The sequence below is a fragment of the Nocardia tenerifensis NBRC 101015 genome (genome assembly GCF_000308715.1).
In the GTDB taxonomy this organism is placed as follows: domain Bacteria; phylum Actinomycetota; class Actinomycetes; order Mycobacteriales; family Mycobacteriaceae; genus Nocardia; species Nocardia tenerifensis.
Window position 1 is genome coordinate 1 of sequence record NZ_BAGH01000102.1, and the last position, 21578, is coordinate 21578.

The following is a 21578-nucleotide window of genomic DNA, read 5'->3' on the forward strand; positions in this document are numbered from 1 at the left end:
GGCGTCCAGCACCGCCTGTGAGCCCGCGAGTTTCGTTCGCGCGTAGGCGGATTCGGGCGCACACGGCATGGATTCGTCGATCGGCGTGCCGAACTCGACGGGCGAGTATTCGTGCATCGTGCCGATGTGCACCAGCCGCACCGGCCGCGGCTGTGCCCGCACCGCGTGCAGGACCTGCTCGACCAGGGAAACGTTGGCGCGCACCAGTTCTGCCTCGGTGCGGTCCCATCCGTCGGTCGCGTTCGCGGCGTCGGTCGCGTTGACCACCAGGTCGGCCGACTCCTCGCCCAGCAGCGCCGCCGTGGTGGCGGCGGGCGTGGTCGCCAGATCCAGCGACACGAATCGATCGCAGGCGAGCCCCTCGGTGCGGCCGCGGGCCACGGCCACCACGCGCGTACCGCGCTCGCTCAGCGCCGCGCACAGGCTCCGGCCGACCCAGCCCGTGCCGCCGAGTACCACGGCTGTCTTGAACTCGTTGTGTGCCAATGGCTTTCTCCTCCCGCTGGTCTCAGGCTAGAGGCGGTGTCAAGTGGCCGGCGCGCCTGACGATGTTCCGGCGGGGGCTCCAGTCAGCTTCGAGTCGCCGTTGGTAAACCCGAGAGTGAATCGACCCGACTGCGGAGGACTGATCCTTGGCTACCTTAGTGTGGGACTATCTCTCGGAATACGACCGTGAGCGCGACGACATCCTCGCCGCCGTGGACAAGGTCTTCCGGTCCGGCCAACTCGTGTTCGGCGAGAGCACTCGCTCGTTCGAGCGCGAATTCGCCGCGTACCACGGACTTCGCCACGCGGTGGGCGTGGACAACGGCACCAACGCGATCAAACTGGGCCTGCAGGCGCTCGGCGTCGGCCCCGGCGACGAGGTGATCACGGTGTCCAACACCGCCGCCCCCACCGTCGTGGCCATCGACGCCCTCGGCGCGATCCCGGTGTTCGTGGACATCCGCGCCGAGGACTATCTCATGGACACCGCGCAGGTGGCCGCCGCCATCACCGATCGAACCAAATGCCTTGTGCCGGTGCATCTGTACGGCCAGTGCGTCGAGATGGAGCCGCTGCGGCGATTGGCGGCCGAGCACGGACTCCGGATCTTGGAGGACTGCGCGCAGTCGCACGGCGCGCGGCACCACGGCCGCATGGCGGGCACCATGAGCGACGCGAGCGCGTTCTCCTTCTACCCCACAAAGGTTCTCGGCGCGTACGGCGACGGTGGCGCCGTCGTGACGGCGGCGGAGGAGATCGATCAGCGGCTGCGCCGGCTGCGCTACTACGGCATGGCGGAGCAGTACTACGTGGTCGAAACCCCCGGCCACAACAGCAGACTCGACGAGGTGCACGCGGAGATCCTGCGCCGCAAGCTCGGCAGGCTCGACGAGTACATCGCGGGCCGCCGCGCCGTCGCCGCCCGCTACGCCGAGGGCCTGGCGGGCACCGAGCTCGGCCTGCCCGCCTTGGCCGAGGGCAACGACCACGTGTACTACCTGTACGTGGTGCGCCACCCGCGTCGCGACGAGATCCTGAAAGCGTTGCTGGACTACGACATTCAGCTGAACGTCAGCTACCGCTGGCCGGTGCACACCATGTCCGGCTTCGCGAAATTGGGCTACGCCAAGGGATCGCTGCCGGTGACCGAGGCGCTGGCGGACGAGATCTTCTCGCTGCCGATGTATCCCTCGTTGTCCTCGGACGTGCAGGACAAGGTGATCGACGCGCTGCGCGAGGTCCTCGCGCGCTTGTGAGCCGGCGACCACGCACCACGCCCACCCGGTGCGGGTGGGCGTGGTGCGTGGTGGTGTCAGGCCGGGGGTGCCGGGGTGGTGCGCCGGATGAAGAGGCTGGTCACCGCCACACCGACGGCCAGGATCGTCGCCGTGAGGAAGCCGGGGCCCATGCTCTCGGTGAGCACGTAGTACTCGGCCTGGTCGCCCGGCACATCGGCGGGCACCGTGATCCCCTTGGACGCGGTGGTGAGCACCGTGACGAGAATGGCCAGCACGAAGGGGCCGCCCAGTTGCAGCATCGTGTTGTAGGTGCTCGACGCGGAGCCGTAACTGTCCGACGCGACGCCCGCGCCCGCCATCTCGGTGGCCGGGATGAGGGTGGCGGCCATGCCGATGCCGGTCAACGCCAGCGGACCGAAAATCGTGCCCCAGTAGCCGCTGTCGAGCGAGAGCGTGGTGAGCCACAGGTTGCCCGCGACGAGCATCAGCGCGCCGATGAAGCTCACCCACCGCTCGCCGACCTTCCGGATCAACCCGATGAACAGGGTGGAGCTGATCACCAGGGCGAAACCGGTTGTCAGGAAGGCGAATCCGGTCAGCAGCGGATTGAATCCGAGCGGCCCCTGCAGGAACATGGTCAGGAAGAACGACTGCCCGATCATCGTTCCGGTCACCAGCACGGCCGAGATGTAGGCGGTGACGCGGTTGCGGTCGCGGAACAGCGACAGCGGCATGATCGGTTGCGCGGCACGCCTTTCCACCAGTATGAACGCGATGAACAACGCCGCGCCCAGCAGGATCGGCAGCCACACCGACACCGTCGACCAGCCCGCCTCTCCGGCGTGTGAGAGCCCGAAGACCAGCAGCGCGACACCGAGCGCCGAGGTCATCGCGCCCGCGATGTCGAACTTGCCCCGGACCCGGGCCTGCTCGCCGATGAACAGCGGCGCGAGGACGAGCACCGCGAGGCCGACCGGGACATTGACGAACATGACCCAGCGCCAAGACAATCCGGTGGACAGCACGCCGCCGAGGAGCAGGCCGACGACCGCGCCGGAGCTCGACGCCGCCGCGGAGGTGGCGATGGCCTTGGTGCGTTCGGGCCCGGCGGGAAACAGGCTCAGGATCAGCGCCAGGCAGTTCGGCATGACCAGGGCCGCCCCGACGCCCTGTAGCGCGCGGCAGACCAGGAACCACCAGTCGTACGGCGCGAACCCGCCGACCAGCGAGGCGACGGTGAACAACGCGATGCCGACCAGGAACAGCCTGCGCCTGCCGAAGGTGTCACCGAGCCTGCCGCCCAGCAGCATCAGGCCACCCAGTGCCAGGCCGTAGGCGTTGACCACCCAGGCGAGGCCGTTCTCGCTGTAGCCCAGGTCTTTCCCGATCGAGGGCAGCGCCACCGTCACGATCATCAGATCGATGGTGAGCATGAGCTGCACCACGACGATGATCGCGAGCGCGGTGCCCGTGCGCCGGGCCGGTTGTGCTCCACCGGGATCTTTCCCCAGATTTACCGGAGCGGCGTCCAACGACATTACTTCCCCATTCCTTCTTCGCGCAGACAGCGACCTGGAAAAGGCTACGAGGTTTTTCGCGAGCGCGCACATACCATCTCGCATTTGACAATGCGGAAAATGTCTATCCCATTATGCGTAGACGTGATTCGAATATATCGAAATGGCTGGTAGAGAAGGATTTTCCGAGATGCAGCTCCGGTCGACATCCTTGCCGCATAAGCTGTGCACGACTTTTCGAAGCCGGCGCTTACCGCACCGCGTCCGGGCGTGGTGCGCGATTACGCTTTTCGGTATCTCCAGTGTGCCTCTATGCGGTTTCAACCAGGCTTGGAGTCCGCCACGTTAACGTCCGAGCGGACCGGAAGTGGACACTCGGAGAGCGGGGTCGGCGTGGACAGTGGGCTACGGCGGAGGTTGCAACTCGTGCGCGGGCTGCAATGGCTGAGGGCCGCGGAGGGTGACCCGTTGGCGACGCGGCTGCGCGGTCACCCGGCGGACGCGCCGCCGGCGATTTCAGATCCCTTGTCGCGCAGCACAACCGGGACCGTGGTGGTCGACGGTGCGTCGGCGGCCGAACTGCTCGCGTCGGGCAACGGGCTCGCCGACTGGCGCCCGACCGGCACCCGGGTCATGGCGGTCGCCGCCGAGGACATCGAACCCGCCGACCCCGCGGACGTCGCCGCGCTGGCCGACGGTCCCGCGCCGGCGATATCCGGTGTCCCCGAAGAACTGACCGACCTGGTTCCTACGGCAGAGCTGTTGTGCGCCAAGGCTTATGCGGATCTGCTCGGCGCCGATCCGGACAGCCTGCTAGGCGCGGCCCCGGTGCTGGACAATCTCGTGTGCCCGCAGGAGACGGCGGTCACCGAGCGCATGCTCGCCGCCGTCGACGACCTGCGTGCCGCGCTGTGCGCCCGCACGCCGGCGTTCTTCCTCGCCGTGGTCGCGCCCCGGCTCACCGCCGACCTGGTCACGCGCGCGGCCGCCGCCTCGCTCGCGTCGGGCCAGTGGCCGGACGTCGAGGGCGCGGTCGAGCGAGCGCGCGCGGTGTATCCACCGGTGCGGCTCTACTTGACGACCACGACCGAGGACGTGAGCGTCGCCGGGGAGGTGATTCCGGGCGACAGTCAGGTGGCCGTGCTCACCGGCCCCGCCGCGCTACCGCGGGTGCTGGACCTGCCCCTGGCCTATGCCACCGCCGACGCCGTGCTGACCGCGATCGCCCGGCGCCACCCGAGGCTGGTGTCCACGGGCACCGCACTGGACCGTCCGTTCGCGCCCGTCACCGGCGGACTCGCCCACCTGCCGGTCGAGTCGTTGCGCACCGAATTCCTGCTGGCGCAGTCGTAGTGGCGGATTCGACGCCCCCGAGAGAGTTGGTATTCGTATGAAGGTCGTACTGACCTGTTTCGCAGCGCCCACCCACTTCTACTCCATGGTGCCGCTGGCCTGGGCGCTGCGCGCGGCCGGGCACGAGGTCCGGGTCGTCAGCCAGGCGGCGATGGCGCCGACCATCACCGGCGCGGGGCTCACCGCCGTCACGGCGGGACCCACCGAATGGTTCGGCGACCGGCACGCGCCGGACCTGCTGAACGCGACGTTCCCCGGCTGCCTCGATCGCGTGCGCGACTTCGACTACGCGGGCACCGAAACCTGGACGCACACAGGGCTTCTCGCCCTGGAGCACATGGCGAGTTCGGCCATGTGGGCCACCATGAACGACGACCAGATGGTGGACGACATGGTCGCGTTCGTGCGCGACTGGCGGCCCGATCTGGTGATCTCCGAGACCTACACCTTCGCAGGCAGTATCGCCGCCCGCGTGGTCGGCGCCGCGTACGCCCGTTTCACCTGGGCTCCCGACGGCGCCCTCCGCGCCAGGCAGGCCCTGTTGCGCATGTCGGCGGAGCTGCCCGAGTGCTACCGCGAGGACCCGACCGCCGAGTGGCTGTCGAGCACCCTCGCCCGGCACGGCTCGTCCTTCGACGAGAAGGTGATCACCGGCCAGTTCACCGTGGATATCACCCCGCCCGGCATGCGGGTGGAGACCGGACTGCATTACGAATCCCTGCGCTACATCCCGTACAACGGCCCCGCGGTAGTGCCGGACTGGCTGCGCACCCCGCCGGAGCGTCGCCGGGTCTGCCTGACGCTCGGCGTCACCGACAACAAGCACGGGCAGATCGACCACCTGGACCCCGTGCTCGGCTCGCTGAGCCCGGTGGAGCTGTTCGACGCGGTGGCGGAGCTGGACTGCGAGGTGATCGCCACCCTGGATCCGGAGCGGCTGTCGATTCCGGTGCCGGACAACATGCGTGCCGTCGGCTTCGTCCCGCTCAGCGACCTGCTGCCCACCTGTGCGGCCGTCGTCCACCACGGCGGCAGCGGCACCCGCTCCACCGCCGAGGTGAACGGCGTGCCGCAGCTGATGGTCGCCGAGGGCTGGGACCTGTTGCGCGGCAACGGGATCGCGGCCGCGGGCGCGGGACTGTGCGTGCCGGTGGAGAAGATCACCGGGCAGGTGCTGTGCGACAGCCTGCGCGCGCTGCTCGACGATCCGTCCTTCGCCGAGGGCGCGCGGCGGTTGCGCGACGAGATCCACGATCTGCCGACGCCCGCCGCGCTGGTGCCGAGGCTGGAAGCGCTGGTAGACGCTTATCGAGAGGAACGCTGATGTACGAGGGCGAGTTCGCCGACATCTACGACCGCATCCACGCCGCCCGCGGCAAGGACTACGCGGGGGAGGCTCGGCTCGTCGCCGAGCTCGTGCGCGCCCGCAACCCGAACGCCGCGTCCGTGCTGGACGTCGCGTCGGGGACGGGAAGTCATCTGCGACACCTGCGCGCGGACTTCCCGGACGCCGCGGGCCTGGAACAGTCGCCGGAGATGATCGCGGTGGCCAAGCAGCGCGTTCCGGAGATCACCGTCCACCAGGGCGACATGCGGGACTTCGATCTCGGGCGCACGTTCGACGTCATCACGTTGATGTTCAGCAGCATCGGCTACGTGGACGACTACCCCGATTTGAGGCGAGCGCTGGCATCTCTCGGTAGGCACCTCGCACCCGGTGGTGTGCTGGTGATCGAACCCTGGGTATTCCCAGACACTTTCGCCGACAACTACCTGGCCACCGATCTGGTCAGGGACGACGAAGGCGCGGTCACCCGCTTCTCCCACTCCGTGCGGGAGGGTGACGCGGTCGTGATGAGCGTGCAGTATCTGGTGGCGAGTCCCGAGGGCGGGATCCGCCACCTCACCGACCGGCATCGGCTCGCATTGTTCACCCGCGAGCAGTACCTCGGTGCGTTCGCGGCGGCGGGGTGTCCGGCGGAGTTCGTTCAGCCGGCGGCATTCGGACGAGGTTTGTTCGTCGGTGTGAAACAACGTTGAGACGGATCGCCCGAAGGGCCGGAAGGTGCTTCCGTCCTTCGGGTTCCGGCGCAGAGTGCGTGCCGGCGTCAGGGCTCCAGCGCGAGGCAGTCCGCGTAGCGGGGGAGCAGGCCGCGTTCCAGCGCCTCGGCCAAGGTCGGGGCGCCGGTGTCGCGTTCGGACAGGATCAGCCCGCCGGGCAGGCGCAGGCCGAGGTCCGGGTCGCCCGGGTCGAGTGCGCGCTCGTTCTCCGGGATGTAGCCGCCGGAGAGCAGGTAGGTCATCACCGTGTCGTCCTCCAGCGCCAGAAACGCGTGGGCGACGCCGATGGGCAGGTACAGACCGCGTTCGGCGCCCCCGCCCAACTCCAGTACCTCGTGTGCGCCGAAGGTGGGGGAGCCGACCCGGACGTCCAGCACGATGTCGAGGCAGCGGCCGTGCGCACACCACACATACTTCGCCCGGCCGGGCGGCGGCATCGTGTAATGCACCCCGCGGAACACGCCCCGCCGGGAACGGCTCATCGCGCCCTGCGCCACCGGGAACAGCGGGCGGCCCAGCTCGGCGGCGAGTACCTCGGCGTCCAGGGGGGTGGTGAAGCTGCCCCGATCGTCGGCGAAGGCCGGAGCGGTGAACTCCACCGCTCCGGCGACGGCGAGGCTACGCACCGGCATCGAGCGGCCGGGCGGACAGGCTGTGTAGGCAGGCCACCAGCGTGCGGGCCTGCACGTTCACATAGTGACTGTGCCGCAACAGATCCACGAGCTGATGCACCGGCATCCAGCGGAAGTCCGAATGTTCGTGCCGGGCAGCGCGTTCGACCTCGATCACCGCATAGGTGTTGCGCGACTGGTAGAACCGGCCGCCCTCCTCGGAAAGCAGTGTGCGATAACGGATTTGCTCGGGACGGGCGGTGAGCACCTCGTCCACGAACCGCGGCCGGGCGGCGGCGGGCAGGTGCCGATAGTTGTCCGGCGTGCACTGCACGGTCGGGGCCAGCTCGACCACGTCGAGGTAGCCCGGTTCGGCGCGTGCGTGGACCAACGCGTGCAGCACGCCGTGCACCCGCGCCACCAGGAAGGCCACCAGGCCGGTGCCCTTGGCGGCGATCATCGGCTGACTCCAGCCGGGCACCTCCCGGACCCGCGTGCGCACCTGCACGCCGATGACATCGAAGAACTGACCGCTCACGTGGGAGATCGCGCCGTCGACGCGGTGCCAGTCCGGCACGGCCGCCAGCGGCAGCTCCCGCGTGGCGACCTCGGTGCGGGTGCGCACGTCGGTGATCCAGCTGAGCACCTCCGCCATGCTGTGCAGGCTGCCGCGGTCGGCGTCGCAGGAGGCCAGCAGCGCCGCGTGGAACTCGTCGCGCGGCGCGCGCACCGTCTCGCCCAGCGCGGGCCCGGCGAAGGGCAGGCACGCCAGCACGGTGCGCGCGTCCATGTTGATCAGGTCCTCCACGGCGAGCAGCCGGTGGATCTGGCCGAGCGTCAGCCAGTGGAAGCCGGGCAGCACCGGCACATCGTCGGTCACCTCGACGACCATGTTGCGGTTGCGCTTCTGCCGGAACCACGCGCCCTGCTCGGACTGCCGCACATCCGCGAGCACGCGGTGTCGCGCGGTATCGCGGAAGACGTCGAGGTAGGGGACGGCCGAACCGCCATGTACGCGTGTGTAATTCGACCGCGTCGCCTGCACGGTCGGCGAGAGCTGCAGTCCCAGAGCGTTTCCCGGCTCCACCTTGCCCTGCATCAGCAGGTGCAGCACACCGTCGAACTCCTTGACCAGGATGCCGAGCACGCCCACCTCGGGCTGGTTGATGATGGGCTGGCTCCAGCTCGACACCGCCGCGCCGGACAGGTGCACCTCCAGGCCGCCGACGGTGAAGAACCGGCCGCTATCGTGGGTGATGTCGCCGGTGTCCGGGTCGGTGTGCCACCCGTCCAGGTCGTCCAGCGGCACCCGGCGCACCGCGATGGTCGCGCGCCGCTGGCACCGGTCGAACCACTGCCGGAACGCGCCGAGCTCGCCCAGCGGCCCCGCCGGGTCGGCCCCCGCCACGGCCGAGATCGCGAACCGGCGCGGGGTATCCGCGTCCGGACCCACCGACAGTGGTGAGGTATGTTCCGCCGTGATGTGCTGCGCCACATCGAACTCCCTGCTCGATCCGCCCGGGTCACCAGGCCGGCCCGATGCGGGCGGCCCCGACCCACCCTCCCGCACCCGGCTAGAGGGCCGGTTCGAAAGACGCTCGAGCTTCGGTGGGAACCGCGTGGAACCGCTTTCCACCCAACGGTTCTCGACCCACCGGAATCAGCCGAGCAGGGCGCCGCCGGTGGCATCCAGGAAGGAGCCGGTGATCCAGCGGGCCTCGTCGGTGGCCAGGAAGACGACCACATCGGCGACGTCGACGGCCTCGCCCACCCGTTTGAACGCCGAGATCTGCGCCAACCGCTCGACGACCTCCGGAGTGCCGAAGGCGGGGCCGCCGTTGTCGGTCAATCCCGGTATGACGCTGTTGACGGTGATGCCGCGCGGCGCCAGATGACGCGCGAAATGCAGCGAGAGTTGTTCGAGCGCACCCTTCGACATCGCGTAGGGGATTTGGGCGGGGTCGGCGGAGCGGGTCAGGCCGGAGGAGATGTTGATGATCCGGCCACCGTCGGACAGCAGGCCCAGCGCGCGCTGCACGATGAAGAACGGCGCCTCGGCGTTGACCGCGAACATGTGGCCGAACTCGGCCGGTGTCACCTCTTCGGGCCGCACGCCGGTCCGCGCGGTCGTCGCCGCATTGTTCACCAGAATATCGAGGCGTAAGTCGCCGATATGGTCCCGCAGTCCCTGTTCCAATCCCGAGAAAAGTCGCTCCACATCGCCCGGCACGCCCAGCTCGGCGTGTACGGAAAACGCGCACCCGCCACACTTTTCGATGAGTGCGACGGTCTCTCGCGCGGCCGCCGCATTACTGCCGTAATGCACCGCGATCAACGCGCCTTTGGCCGCCAGCTGCCGCGCGATGGCCCTGCCGATGCCCCGGCTCGCACCGGTTACCAGAGCGGTTTTGGTGGTCAGGTCGCTCATATTCGCCGTCTCCCCTCTGCGAGCGTGGGCAACACGCGCACCAGCGCGACGCGGCCGGCAGCCCGGCGGCCGGAATCGTGGATTAGCAAGGCGGACAACGCATCACGCATCGTCGCGCAGGCGCCCGTCCGACCTCAGATTAACTCTGCGGCCGAAGCTTTCGCACATGACTGGTGGCCGATGGAAATTGTGAACCACTCATACTGTCGAATACATATACCCTGCGCGCGACCCTGCTGAGTCGTCTCCGCATCGGCTCGGGTTTCGGCCGTTGACCTCGGGTGTTTGCCCCCCGATCGACCGGGTAGGCCAGCGCGGGTAGGCCACGGAATCATGCTCCCACCATCGAGGAGAGTTATGTTCACACACAACAAGGATCTCCAGTTCGAGGTGCGCGTCGACCGGCCCGACCCGCGATTCGCGACATTGCTACAGGAGCAGTTCGGCGGCGCCAACGGTGAGTTGAAGGCCGCCATGCAGTACTTCAGCCAGGCTTTCGTCCTGCGCCGCAAGCACCCGAAGATGTACGACCTGTTCATGGACATCGCGACCGAGGAGTTCAGCCACCTGGAGATCGTGGGCTCCATGATCACCATGCTGCTCGACGGCCTCAACGACGACCTGAAGCAGGCCAACGAGCTGTGTGACTGGATGCCGGTCATCGCCTCCGCCGACGGGCGGGAACAGGCCATTCACCAGGTCGCGGCGAACCCGTTGTTCTTCGGGCTGCGCGGCGGCGGCCCCGACGTCGGCAACTCCGCGGGCGTGCCCTGGTCGGGCGCGTATGTGAACTCCAACGGTGAGCCCTCGGTCGACCTGCGCAGCAACCTCGCCGCGGAGTCGCGGGCCAAGATCGTCTACGAATACCTGAAGCAGTTCACCGACGACCCCGGCGTGCAGGATACGTTGTCGTTCTTGATGACTCGTGAGGTCGCGCATTTCCAGCAGTTCACCGCCGCGCTCAACGAGCTGCCGGTGAATTTCCCTCCCGGCGCGCTGCCCGGCGACGACCGGTTCCAGAATGTCGCGTTCAACATGTCCGACGGCGCGGGGAGCGCGCGCGGGCCGTGGAACGAGGGGCAGGGTCCGTGGCCGGACGGAATGGAGTGGCGCTACGTCGATGACCCGGCTCAGGAATGGCTCTCCGGCGACGAGCGGAGCAACCTCGGTGCGGAGATGAATCCCGAGGGTTCACCGGCGGTGCAGGGCAGCAAACCCTTCACCCACGAGCAACACGCGCCGATGTAGGGCACGGGGATCTACCCCGCTTGTCCCACCCTGCGCCGCTTCGATGCGTGGGCTGCGAGGACGCGGTCCGCGCATCGCCGCTTCGGTGACCCTATTGGCGGCGAGGCGCCACCGACACCCCTCGCGAGCCTGCGTTTGGCCGCGAGGGACGAGGGTATCTGTCGATAGCTAACCGATAGCCGGTTCGGTCGAAGAGGCAGGGGCGTCATGATGCGCTTTCCCGTTCACCGTGCGCGGGCGCGACACACGACGGGTGCGGCATGAGTTCCCGGGACCCCGAGGTCCTGGGCATGGTGTCGCCGGTGATCGTCGACTCCGGACTCGGCACGGTCACCCTGGTCGAGTCGACCACCTTCTGCATCTCGAACGGCCTGGGCGACATTCGCTGCGATACTCCGCACGGTCTGTTCCACTGTGACTCCCGAGTGCTGTCCCGGTGGGAGCTCGAGGTCGACGGCCGGCCACTCGAGCAGTTGGCGGTGCGTAGCTCGGAACCGTTCAAGGCGCGGTTCGTCCTGCGCAGACCGCCCGCACCCGGACTGGCCGACAGCACCGTGCTGGTGGAGCGGCGCAGGCTGATCGGGGACGGGCTGACCGAAGTGCTGACGGTGTGGAACTTCGGCCAGGAGGACACCGTGCTCGACCTCGCGTTGCATGTCGAATCTGATTTCGCAGACCTTTTCGCCGTGAAGGAGGGCCGGTGGGGTCCGTCTCAGGGCGAAGCGACGGTGGAGGCGGACGACCTCGTGCTGACCGACCAGCGTCAGCCCGGCCGGGGACTGACCGTCAGCGCCACCGCCGAACCGTCGGTCGCCTCGGACGGATTGTGCTGGCAGGTCCTCGTTCCCGCCGGAAAACATTGGCAGACACAGTTATTCGCGCAACCGATCGACTGCTATCGCCGCTCGCCCGCCCTCAGCCTGGACACCGAGGACAGTCCGGCCCACCGCATCCGAGCGTGGCGCAACTCGGCGACCAGGCTGACCTCCTCCGCGCCGATCCTGAACCATGTGCTGCAACGCTCCGAGACCGATCTCGGCTCGCTGCGGATCGATGACGTCACCGACGAGGACTCGCCGGCCTACGTGGCCGCGGGCGCCCCCTGGTTCATGACATTGTTCGGCCGCGACAGCCTGCTGACCTCATGGATGGCCCTGCCGCTGGACCGGGGACTGGCCGTCGGCACGCTGCGTGAGTTGTCGAGAACCCAAGGCCGACAGACGAATCCGCTCACCGAGGAGCAGCCGGGCCGCATCATGCACGAGATCCGGCACGGCCCCGCCGGCGGCCCGACCTCGGCGGGCACCGTCTACTACGGGACGGTGGACGCCACCCCGCTGTTCGTCATGCTGCTCGCCGAATGCTGGCGGTGGGGGACCGACGCGACATTCATCGAGGAACTGCTGCCCGCCGCCGACGCCGCGCTCGACTGGATCGAGCGGGACGGCGACCTCGACGGGGACGGATTCGTCGAGTATCGCCGCAAGACCGACCGCGGCCTGGCGAACCAGGGTTGGAAGGACAGCTTCGACGCCATCAACGACGCCGAGGGCAACCTGGCGGACCCTGCCATCGCGCTCGCGGAGGTCCAGGGTTATGTCTACGCGGCTCGCCTCGCCCGCGCCGAACTCGCCGAGGCCTTCGGCGACGCCGAGACCGCAGGCCGCATGCGGCGCGCCGCCGAGGAGCTCGCGCGACGTTTCGACGAGGCGTTCTGGGACGACGAAAACAGTTGCTACGCCATCGCTTTGGACCACAACAAGCACCGCGTCGACGCGGTGACCAGCAATGCCGCCCAATGCCTGTGGACCGGAATCGTCCACGAACAGCGCGCCGAGAAACTCGTCACCCAGCTCGCCGATCCGAGCATGAACAGCGGTTTCGGGCTGCGCACCCTGGCCTCGACCATGGGCGCGTACAACCCGATGAGTTACCACAACGGCTCGATCTGGCCGCACGACACCGCCATCGCCGTCGCCGGGCTCCAGCGCTACCGGAACGTGCCGGGCGCCGGGGCGCTGGCCGAAGAGCTGACCACCGGCCTGCTCGACGCCGCCGCCGAGTTCAGCGGGCGGCTGCCGGAATTGTTCTGCGGCTTCGCCCGATCCCAATTCCGGTTCCCGGTGGGCTACCCGACCTCGTGCTCCCCGCAGGCCTGGGCCAGCGCGGCGCCATTGCTGCTCGTCCGCTCCGCCCTCGGCCTCGACCCGATGGTGCCGCAGCGCAGGCTCACCCTCACCCCGCGGATCCCGGCGGCGTGGGGCACCGTGGAATTGACAGACCTGCGCCTGGGACCCGCGACCGTCACCATCACCGCCGAACGCGACACTGCGCAGGTGCGCGGCCTGCCGGACGACTGGCGGCTACAGATCAACTGATGTCAGGGGCGGAAGATCGCCCGCACGCAGCCGTCCTGTTTGTTCTTGAAGATGTCGTACCCGTGCGCGCCGGCCTCGAGCGGCAGGTCGTGGGTGATCAGATAGGACGGATCCAGATCACCCTGCTGGATGTAGTCGAACATCCGCGGCACGTAGCGCTGGCCGTGCTGTTGCGACGTGCGGATCGTCAGGCTCTTGTTGGTCACGATGCCCATGGGGAACTTGTCGGTGAGGCCGTAGATGCCGAGAACCGAGACCACGCCGCCTTTGCGGCACGCCAGAATCGCCTCCCGCAACGGGGTCGCCCGGTCGGTCTCCAGGCGCAGCAGCTGCTTCGCCCGGTCGTAGACCTGCTGCAAGCCCGTGCCGTGCCCCTCCATGCCCACCGCGTCGATGCAGGCGTCCGGACCTCGGCCACCGGTCATCTCCCGCAGCGTCTCCTGAACGCTGTCGACGGCGGTGTAGTCGATGGTGTCGGCCTCGAAGTGCTTGCGCGCCAATGCCAATCGCTCGGGGTACCGGTCGATCACGATCACCCGGCCCGCGCCGAGCAGCTTGGCCGTGTGCCCCGCCATCAGGCCGACGCCGCCGCTGCCCCACACCGCGACCGTATCGCCGGGCCCGATATCGCAGAACTCCGCGCCCATCAGCCCCGTCGGTACCGCGTCGGAGAGGAACAGTGCCTGCTCATCGGTGATGCCCTCCGGAATCGGGAAGGCGTTGACGTCGCCGAACGGCACGCGGACATACTGCGCGTGCGAGCCCTGATAACCGCCGAACGGGTGCGTGTACCCGTAGATCCCGCCGGTCGGGTAGCCCAGCACCGGTTGCTGCAGTTCGGCATTCGGATTCGTGGTGTCGCACACCGAGTACAGCTCGTGGTCGCAGTACCAGCACGAGCCGCAGCCGATGAACGAGGGCACCACCACGCGCTCGCCCACGCGTCGGCCGGTGACCTCGGCGCCCACCTCCACCACCTCACCCATGAACTCGTGGCCGAACACGTCGCCCTCGCGCATGCCCGGCAGGTAGCCGTCGATGAAGTGCAGGTCCGAGCCGCACGTGGTGGTCAGCCGGACCTGCACGAGGATGTCGTGCGGGTTCACCAGGGTCGGATCGTCCACGGTCTCGACCGCGAGGTCGTTCACGCCGTTCCAGCAGAGTGCACGCATGTTCGCTCCTGTCAGCGGGCGGAGGGGTTGTGTGCGAGGGAGGGGACCTCACCGGTTTGCAGCAACGCGCGCGCACGATAGAGCGCTTGGAAAGTCGCCGCGCCCGTGAGCAGATCGGGGATCGGGGTCTGTACCCGCATGGTCACCTCGGTGCCGAGATCGCGTGGGGCATCGGCGAACGTCAGCCGTAACTCCATGCCTTTGCCGACCGAGGACACGTCGACGAAGCGCAGGCTGCCGTCCTCGGCCACCAGCCTGGTCTGCCAGGAAGGGGAGTCGTCGGCGGCGTTGTGCGGCGTCCAGGTGAAACTCGTCGGGCTCGTCGAGCGGACGTCGGCGAGATCGCCGAACACCTTCGACAGTGCGTCCGGGTCGCGCCAGAACTGCTCGACCTGCGCCCGGGGCCGGGCGATCGTCACCGTCTGGCTGTTTCCATCGCTGTTCCCGGTCACCTTCTGCGCCAGATCCGTCAGTTGCTCTTTGGCCTTGTCGAGGTAGCTCATGGGTTCCTCTCGTCTCGGGTGGCTGGATGCTCACCGCAGGGGAGGTCGGTTTGCTGCGCGGGCCATCGACCGCCTACCCCGCGGTCATCCCGCCAAACCGGGGCCTCGAGTGAGCTCGGGTTCGCCGAAGCGCCCCGTCGAGCGCCGATCCGGTGAATTTCGTGCGTCGAGGAGGTTCACTTCAGTCATGAGGAAACTGATCTACTCCTACGGCGTGTCCCTGGACGGTTACGTCAACGACCGCGACGGCAGCATCGACTGGGGCGACCCCGACGACGAACTGCACCAGTTCCACAACGATCGGTACCGCGAGATCGACATCTCGCTGCACGGCCGCCGCCTCTACCAGCTGATGGCCGACTACTGGCCGCACGTGGCCGACGACGCGCCGCCCATCGAGCGTGAGTTCGCCCGGCTCTGGACGGAGAAGCCCAAGTACGTCTTCTCCCGGACCCTCACCGAGGTCCACTGGAACAGCACCCTGGTCAAGGAGCACGCGGTCAAGGAGGTCCGCAGATTGAAATCCGCGGGCGACGGCGTGATGGAGGTAGGCGGCGCCGCCCTCGCCGCCTCCCTCATCCCCCACAACCTCATCGACGAATACTGGCTCTTCGTCTACCCGGTCGCAGTCGGCGGCGGCACCCCCCTTTTCCCCCTGCTGGACAAGAGAATTCAACTCCGCCTGGCGGAGACGAAGCACTTCGAGAAAGCAGTGCTGCTGCGTTACGTTGCTGCTGGAGCGTGACGGAGTTCTGTCGACGGTTCGGCAGGCTGACACTGTGCCCTCTGACGCGCCGCCGCCGAAGCTGTATGGGGCATCGGCGGATTCGCCACTGCCGCAGTGGATTCGATTTCAGCCGCGCATCAATGTGTCGATCGACGACCTCGGAGAAATCCACTGCCCTGGGACTTCCGCGGCGTTTGTGTTACGGTCAGGCGTGAAGGGATGATCATGAGGGGAATCGCCTGTGGTGCAGGCAAATTCGTTCTCATTCGATTGCTGAATCATGTCTGCGGACGGGGGCGTTCATGCGTATTCACAGCACGAAAGCGGGTCTCATCGGTTTGCTGACCGTCGTCGTGGTCGGTGCGATGGGGGAAGGTATCGCGAGCGCGGAACCGCTGGCGGATAAGTCGCGGGAGATAACCACCGACGACGGTTGGCAGATGAGCATCACCAAGACCGAGGAAAACCTCGACAGATATCCGAATCTCGCGGCGACACCGTTCACTCGAGAAGGGTTCGTCAGCCTGAAGGCAGTCGCCGATATCTCCGGTATGGGCACCGCTCCGGTGAACTCCGGAGCCATCACGCTCGGCTATCAGCTCGGCTGCCAGGTCGACGTAACCAGCGGCGCGGCAATCGGATTGGCCATCGGCCCGAGTATCAGCATCGGAATCACCACGGGTGTCGGACTCAGCGCGAGCATTTCGCCGACAATGTATCTGAAGCCAGGAACCATCACCACCATTCCGTTCGGCACCAAGCCCCTGGCCGGACGCCACGCATCGATCACCTCCGACCAGGTACACATCAAGATCGATGGCTGCATGGGCCCGGTCAGCCTGCGCTCTTACGCGCAGGTCACCATTTCGACCCCGACAGCGGACAATTCGCTGGCCGTTTACGGCGACCCCATCTATTTGTGAGAAGTCCGATGTCACCGATCAGGACAGCCGCACGGCGCGCGTTGATCCGAAGTCGCGCCGGCATCATCGGAACCGTCGCGGCTCTCGCCGCCGGTGCCATCGTCATCGTCGCTACCAACGGCGCCTCCGATGCGGACGCGAAACCGATCAACCCTTACGTCCCCTGCCCGCAATGGCAGGAAATGCACCCGGACTGGCCATGCTGGGGCAATTTCCCCGAAATCGAGGAACCCACCGCCCCGACTCCGCCCACGACCCCCCTCCAACCGGCGGTCCCCACGGTAGTCCCGTCCACCCCGCCGGCTCCACCGGCCGCCGCGCTCACCCCACCCGCGCCACTCCCTGCTCCCGATCCCTGCCTGGCGATCATCCCGGTCCCGGGCTACCAACCGCCCGCGCTCCCAGGGCAGCCGCCGCACGCGCCCTGCTCCGGTTCGGAGCCATCGCAGCGTGTACCCACTCCGCGGGAGTTGCTGGAGCCCTACATCCACCCGGCGTGTGGGTTGAGTCCGCTGGGGCCCGATGTTGTGCACGAGATCGTCATCGAAATCGTCGGTCCGCTCGAAGCCGAGCTCGGGCCCGACGATCCTTTCGTCTCCGACGTCATCAAGCGCGTCAACGACCGCAACAGCGAGTGCTTCGGCAACAAGAGCCAGATCAAGCAGAAGGTCTGGGACGAGGTACGCAACGAGTGGTACCGCAAATTTCGCGAGCGCAACATCAAACGGGACCGCACCAAGAAGGAGTGCGGGATGAACGACACCAGCAAGGACTGCGAAGGTCTCGTTGCTGTGTGTACACCTGATCCGAAGGGAGACAACAAGCTACCCGTCAATCTGACGCCCATCCAAGAAAGAAATCTGCAGGCGCAGGCGAACAAGTACATCGACGCCGCGAACGACATCATCTACGGCGCGAACGCGACGGGCGGCAGCCCTTTGGTACGGCAGCGGCTCAGTCGAGCTCAAGAGCGCGCGGCCGGCAACGCACGAACACGGCAGCGCAACAACAATCGCGCTCTCTACTACCCACCTACGGTGGACACCGACATGTACCCGTCAGGAGCGATCGTCGCAGGGCACCTGCCCGACACGACCTGGACAGGCGACCCGGATCCGCCGCCGCACCGCTGGGCACCGATGGACGAGAGCCTGAACGGATCCATCGGTTGGCAAGCGAGGCAATATCCCGTGAACTACAAAGCGCGGGCGTTCGTGCCGGGTGAGTGGCTCGACGGTGCCTGCGTACCCTCGATCGAGCCGAGGATTCTCCGTGGGCCGCCGCCGTCGCTCGCACACTACTAGGACGAATGCCACCGAGCCCCGACTGCGAAAGGAGCCGAGAATGAGGTTGTTCCGAACAACGGTGATCCTGATGGCCATGCTGGCCGCGGCCACGGCGTGCTCGCGGCCGCCGGCGGACGATTCCGGCGATTGGTGCACCGACGCCATCGCGGCCCTTACCGGCGAGCGGCAACGCTGGTACGACTACGACAAATCCCACGGCGGCGAGAACGAAGACCTGACTTGGATGATCGCCCGACCGAACCCGCCCGCCACCGCGCAGGACATCGATGGCGCCGAACAGCGTTTGGGCAAGCGGTTCGACCGCCAATTTCGGCAGTGGCTCGAGCACGCGAACGGCTGGCCATTCTTCTTCGGAACTATCAGTCTGTTCTCGACGGACCAGCTGACCAAGGAGTCGCGAGAACGCAGTACCCTCCTGCGTCTCCTCGGGGAGGTCGACAAGTCCGCCGCCGATTTCGGTGTGCGTTCCCTCGATGACCTCATCTTGATCGGAACCGACGACACCACAAGGGCTTTCGTGCTCACAGTCGGATGCGAAGGCAACAGTGATTGTGACAGTGCGCCGGTATGGGAAACCGAGGGCGAGATCCGAAGGTTCGACAACCTCCGCGACTACCTCACCTCGACGGTCGAAGAACTGAAGACCCTGAAGCAGTCTCCGTAGTATGTGAGACTCACTGCGTAGCCGGACGTTCACCACCGCGCGAGCACGCCGGCCGCCAGGCCTCGGACTTGGTATCGGTCTTCAGCGGACCCAACGGTTCACGAAAGATCTTCGCGACAGTGCGATGAGTTCTCGGACGGTGCCCCGTCCTATCTGGTGAACGCGCTACCAACCCGGCGCGACCGACCAGAAGGACCAGAAATGACCACCGCCACCGCCAACTTCTCCGCTGCCGTCGCCGACCGTCCCGGCAAGGTCCGCAACCGCGTCCTGTGGACCCTGCAGATCGTGCTCGGCCTCTTCTTCATCATCGCCTCCGGCGGCCCGAAGCTCGTCATGCCGACCACCCTGGCGGAGAACGCTTCCGCTAATCTGACCATCCCCCTCGGCCTGCTCATCTTCATCGGCGTCGCCGAGGTCGCCGGCGGTATCGGCCTGATGGTGCCCCGCCTCAGCGCCCTGGCCGCCGCGGGCCTGTCCGTCCTCACCGTCCTCGCCGCCGCCACCCAAGCCTTCCTCGCCGGCCAGCCCGCCATGGCCCTCTTCCCCCTCGCCCTCGCCGCGATCTTCGCCTGGATCGCCTATGAGCGGCGTGCCACCCTCACCGACCTGCGCAACACGCTCTCCCGTTGAGACCTGAAAACGATCGGCGATCGGTGGCCCGCCCACCGATCGCCGATCACGCGTTTGTCTCCGTCGCAAAGGAATTCGCATGCGCGTGCTCGTCGTGAACCACATAACCCTCGACGGTGTCCTGCAGGGTCCCGGCCGCCCCGACGAAGACACCCGAGACGGCTTCCGCCACGGCGGCTGGGCAACCCACGCCAACGACCCGGCAATGGGCCGCGTCATGAGCGAGCGAATGGGCCCCCAATTCTCCTGGCTGTTCGGCCGCCGCAGCTACGAAGACATGCTCACCCACTGGAACCGAGCAGGCGGCCCCTTCAAAGAAGGCCTGAACCAAACCCAAAAGTACGTCGCCTCGTCCGACCCCAATCTCGAACTGCCCTGGCCGAATTCGACCCTCCTCACCGGCGACATTCCGGCACAAATAACCGAACTCCGCGAACAACCAGGCGGCACCCTCGCCATCATGGGCAGCGGCCACCTGATCCGCTCCCTACTCCCACACGGCTTAATCGACGAACTCTTCCTGATGATCCACCCCATAGTCCTCGGCTCCGGACACCAACTATTCGGCCACACCGACGACGCACACAGCCTCCACCTGATCGACTGCACCCCAACCCCGACCGGGGTACTGATAGCAACCTATCGCCCGGCTCCCTCCGAATCCTGAGCACCAGCGACTCGATCGTCCAGCAAACCGCTCCGGACGCTCTACGCTTACAGTGCCTCGGAGCCGGGCGTGCCCAGCAAGCATCGGCGTCCAGCGTGGGAAGGCGAGCAGGATCGCAATGGTGGGTAAAGCGCAGCGGCAGCATCAGACGATTGCGTCGAGACGACTAAGGACCGTTCCGACGAAGGCGCAGGCTGGGAAGAACTTCCGCCGTAGCAGCCCCGTCACCGTCGACGTCGTTTGGTAGCCGTCAGAACCGCACGAGCGTCGGCACGGCGTTCTTTGGAGGGGTGGAAGACAGCTACGAACCCGGCACAGAGGCGGGTGGGGCCGTCGATGTGCAGCCACCACAGGATCGAGCCGACGACGGCGGCGATGGTACTGGTGCCCGTGATCAGGTTGATCACGATACGTCTCGGCGGATCACGCCGGGGTAGGACGGGTTCGAGTTGATCGGCACTCCGTTTCCTTTCTCGTTGTTCGCCGAAGGTTGTAGGCGGCCAGGGGTCCATGGCTCCCCGGCTTAGCTTGAAGGTAGGGATATTTCAGTTTCTCGGCGCCGAGTGGGGAACTGCCGGTGCCGAGGTGCCTATAAGGGAGGCGTCCGCGCGTGGCCGCCGCGGCGGGTCGAACACCTGGCATGGGTCAGGTGTGGTGTCGAGCGCGCGGCGAGGAGGAAGCCGATGGCATCGTCTGACGATGCGCCTACCTCGGGGTGCGGGTCATCGAACAGTGGCCCCTCGCAACCGTGTTCGGGCGAGCAATCCGATGATGTCGCTGACCTCGCCGATGCGCAGCAAGATCTCCAGCTTCAAGTGGCGGCGCAGGTGGACTACGTTCTCGATGCGACAACCGTGGTCGAGACGCGCGAGTGCTCGAGTGCCGACGGCGAGTTGTTCGCCGCGCTCGAAGAGTTCGGATTCACCGGCCCGACATGGGATCTGTTCGCGACCGCACTGATCCGTCAGGGTGCCGCGGCACTCATCGCCTGGTCATATACCGGCTGGATCTTCAAGGTCCTGCGAGATAACGATGTCCGATTGGCGCCACCACCCACACAGAAAGAACGGCACCGCCTCGCCACTGAGGACGCTCACCGCGCCGACCTTATACGCCCAGCGGTTGCCTCCGCATTGGTCAAGGTCCAGCGTGAGCTGCAGGAGGGCACCGGTTGGAAAACTGACGGCGGAATGAGTCTGACCACCTATTTCGTCGGGGCCTGCGTACTGGCCTTCGGCAATGAGTTCCGCAAGCATCGGCGGCGAGATCGGTTTTTCGCCGCCGGCCACGCGGATTGCAAACCCGACGAGCTGGCAGACGACGGCTTCGGCAAGTTCCTCTGCGTCACCCCGTTCCCGGATCCCGAGGCCACCGCGATCAATAACGCGGTCATCCGCGATGCTCTCCACGGGATGTCGACGCTGGAGCGCACGATCATCTGGGCCAAGGCCAGTGGCTACACCGCGGCTGAGATTGCTGAGCTGCATCCCGAGACCACTAAGAAGGCAATCGAACAACGATGGGCACGGCTGAAAGAAAAGCACGAATGGGTCGACCGGTTGACCGTGACGAGGAGGAAGTCATGAACCGATCCGACAACACTAACCCGGCCACGCCCGCTGATCTCGCCCGTATCCGTGACTTGATCGAGCAGTCATCGCT

At 67.0% G+C, this 21578-nt stretch carries 21 protein-coding genes; 13 read left to right on the top strand and 8 right to left on the bottom strand.

The annotated features are described in order from the left end of the window. The coding region (locus ON39_RS08170) for an NAD-dependent epimerase/dehydratase family protein (RefSeq protein WP_040732717.1) at positions 1-486 on the bottom strand (486 nt) is incomplete at its 3' end. 146 nt (positions 487-632) lie between these two features. Here ON39_RS08170 and ON39_RS08175 point away from each other — a divergent pair. Further along, entirely contained in the window at positions 633-1742 is a 1110-nt protein-coding gene (locus ON39_RS08175; RefSeq protein WP_040732683.1) for a DegT/DnrJ/EryC1/StrS family aminotransferase, read from the top strand. Between the two features lie 56 nt (positions 1743-1798). Here the strand turns inward: ON39_RS08175 and ON39_RS08180 are convergent, their stop codons facing one another. Further along, positions 1799-3262 (bottom strand): MFS transporter, encoded by a 1464-nt coding sequence (locus tag ON39_RS08180; RefSeq protein ID WP_051186404.1) that lies wholly within the window; start codon positions 3260-3262, stop codon positions 1799-1801. A gap of 405 nt (positions 3263-3667) precedes the next feature. Between ON39_RS08180 and ON39_RS08185 the strand changes: the two genes are divergently transcribed. From ON39_RS08185 to ON39_RS08195, 3 genes are read left to right on the top strand one after another with little or no spacing between them, the layout of a single operon-like run. Beyond that, positions 3668-4594, top strand: coding sequence for a cytochrome P450 family protein (locus ON39_RS08185; RefSeq protein ID WP_040732684.1), 927 nt, complete (start codon positions 3668-3670; stop codon positions 4592-4594). A gap of 37 nt (positions 4595-4631) precedes the next feature. Continuing rightward, positions 4632-5918, top strand: coding sequence for an activator-dependent family glycosyltransferase (locus ON39_RS08190; protein ID WP_040732688.1), 1287 nt, complete (start codon positions 4632-4634; stop codon positions 5916-5918). Further along, a complete protein-coding gene (locus ON39_RS08195) occupies positions 5918-6634 on the top strand; it encodes a class I SAM-dependent methyltransferase (RefSeq protein ID WP_040732689.1) in 717 nt (238 codons plus the stop codon). Before ON39_RS08190 ends, ON39_RS08195 begins: the two co-directional genes overlap by 1 nt. Positions 6635-6702: 68 nt before the next feature. Here the strand turns inward: ON39_RS08195 and ON39_RS08200 are convergent, their stop codons facing one another. From ON39_RS08200 to ON39_RS08210, 3 genes are all read right to left on the bottom strand, one after another. Further along, positions 6703-7287, bottom strand: coding sequence for a dTDP-4-dehydrorhamnose 3,5-epimerase family protein (locus tag ON39_RS08200; RefSeq protein WP_040732690.1), 585 nt, complete (start codon positions 7285-7287; stop codon positions 6703-6705). After that, positions 7274-8761, bottom strand: a complete 1488-nt coding sequence (locus ON39_RS08205) for an NDP-hexose 2,3-dehydratase family protein (protein ID WP_246003089.1) — start codon at positions 8759-8761, stop codon at positions 7274-7276. Before ON39_RS08205 ends, ON39_RS08200 begins: the two co-directional genes overlap by 14 nt. A 165-nt stretch (positions 8762-8926) precedes the next feature. Further along, positions 8927-9694 carry an SDR family oxidoreductase gene (locus ON39_RS08210; RefSeq protein ID WP_040732692.1) on the bottom strand — a complete coding sequence of 256 codons (768 nt, stop codon included), beginning with the start codon at positions 9692-9694 and terminating at the stop codon, positions 8927-8929. Between the two features lie 357 nt (positions 9695-10051). Between ON39_RS08210 and ON39_RS08215 the strand changes: the two genes are divergently transcribed. Beyond that, positions 10052-10942 (top strand): manganese catalase family protein, encoded by an 891-nt coding sequence (locus ON39_RS08215; protein WP_040732693.1) that lies wholly within the window; start codon positions 10052-10054, stop codon positions 10940-10942. 260 nt (positions 10943-11202) lie between these two features. Next, complete coding sequence (locus ON39_RS08220) at positions 11203-13320, top strand: amylo-alpha-1,6-glucosidase (RefSeq protein ID WP_373283673.1); 2118 nt, start codon at positions 11203-11205, stop codon at positions 13318-13320. A 2-nt stretch (positions 13321-13322) separates the two neighbouring features. Here the strand turns inward: ON39_RS08220 and ON39_RS08225 are convergent, their stop codons facing one another. Together ON39_RS08225 and ON39_RS08230 are read right to left on the bottom strand one after the other, a co-directional pair. Beyond that, entirely contained in the window at positions 13323-14492 is a 1170-nt protein-coding gene (locus tag ON39_RS08225) for a zinc-dependent alcohol dehydrogenase (RefSeq protein ID WP_040732694.1), read from the bottom strand. Between the two features lie 11 nt (positions 14493-14503). Then, positions 14504-14995 carry an SRPBCC family protein gene (locus tag ON39_RS08230; RefSeq protein WP_040732695.1) on the bottom strand — a complete coding sequence of 164 codons (492 nt, stop codon included), beginning with the start codon at positions 14993-14995 and terminating at the stop codon, positions 14504-14506. Between the two features lie 187 nt (positions 14996-15182). Here ON39_RS08230 and ON39_RS08235 point away from each other — a divergent pair, with 187 nt between their 5' ends. The 6 genes from ON39_RS08235 to ON39_RS08260 all read left to right on the top strand — a co-directional run bounded on the left by ON39_RS08235 (position 15183) and on the right by ON39_RS08260 (position 19916). After that, positions 15183-15740 (top strand): dihydrofolate reductase family protein, encoded by a 558-nt coding sequence (locus ON39_RS08235; protein WP_040732696.1) that lies wholly within the window; start codon positions 15183-15185, stop codon positions 15738-15740. 320 nt (positions 15741-16060) lie between these two features. Beyond that, entirely contained in the window at positions 16061-16645 is a 585-nt protein-coding gene (locus tag ON39_RS08240; RefSeq protein ID WP_255219243.1) for an MspA family porin, read from the top strand. Positions 16646-16653: 8 nt separating this feature from the next. Then, positions 16654-17949, top strand: coding sequence for a hypothetical protein (locus ON39_RS48555; RefSeq protein WP_146251273.1), 1296 nt, complete (start codon positions 16654-16656; stop codon positions 17947-17949). A 40-nt stretch (positions 17950-17989) separates the two neighbouring features. Further along, positions 17990-18616 (top strand): SMI1/KNR4 family protein, encoded by a 627-nt coding sequence (locus ON39_RS08250; RefSeq protein ID WP_146251274.1) that lies wholly within the window; start codon positions 17990-17992, stop codon positions 18614-18616. A 201-nt stretch (positions 18617-18817) separates the two neighbouring features. After that, on the top strand, positions 18818-19249 hold the full coding sequence (locus tag ON39_RS08255; RefSeq protein WP_040732700.1) for a DoxX family protein: 432 nt from the start codon (positions 18818-18820) through the stop codon (positions 19247-19249). A 79-nt stretch (positions 19250-19328) separates the two neighbouring features. Continuing rightward, the gene (locus ON39_RS08260; RefSeq protein ID WP_040732701.1) at positions 19329-19916 is read left to right on the top strand and encodes a dihydrofolate reductase family protein; all 588 of its coding nucleotides are present in this window, start codon (positions 19329-19331) and stop codon (positions 19914-19916) included. Between the two features lie 224 nt (positions 19917-20140). Here the strand turns inward: ON39_RS08260 and ON39_RS08265 are convergent, their stop codons facing one another. Next, complete coding sequence (locus ON39_RS08265) at positions 20141-20323, bottom strand: hypothetical protein (protein ID WP_040732702.1); 183 nt, start codon at positions 20321-20323, stop codon at positions 20141-20143. Positions 20324-20599: 276 nt separating this feature from the next. On the opposite strand from ON39_RS08265, the gene ON39_RS08270 reads away from it, so the two are divergent. Continuing rightward, positions 20600-21502: an RNA polymerase sigma factor gene (locus ON39_RS08270; protein ID WP_146251275.1), complete on the top strand. Its 903-nt coding sequence runs from the start codon at positions 20600-20602 to the stop codon at positions 21500-21502. Positions 21503-21578: the final 76 nt, after the last annotated feature.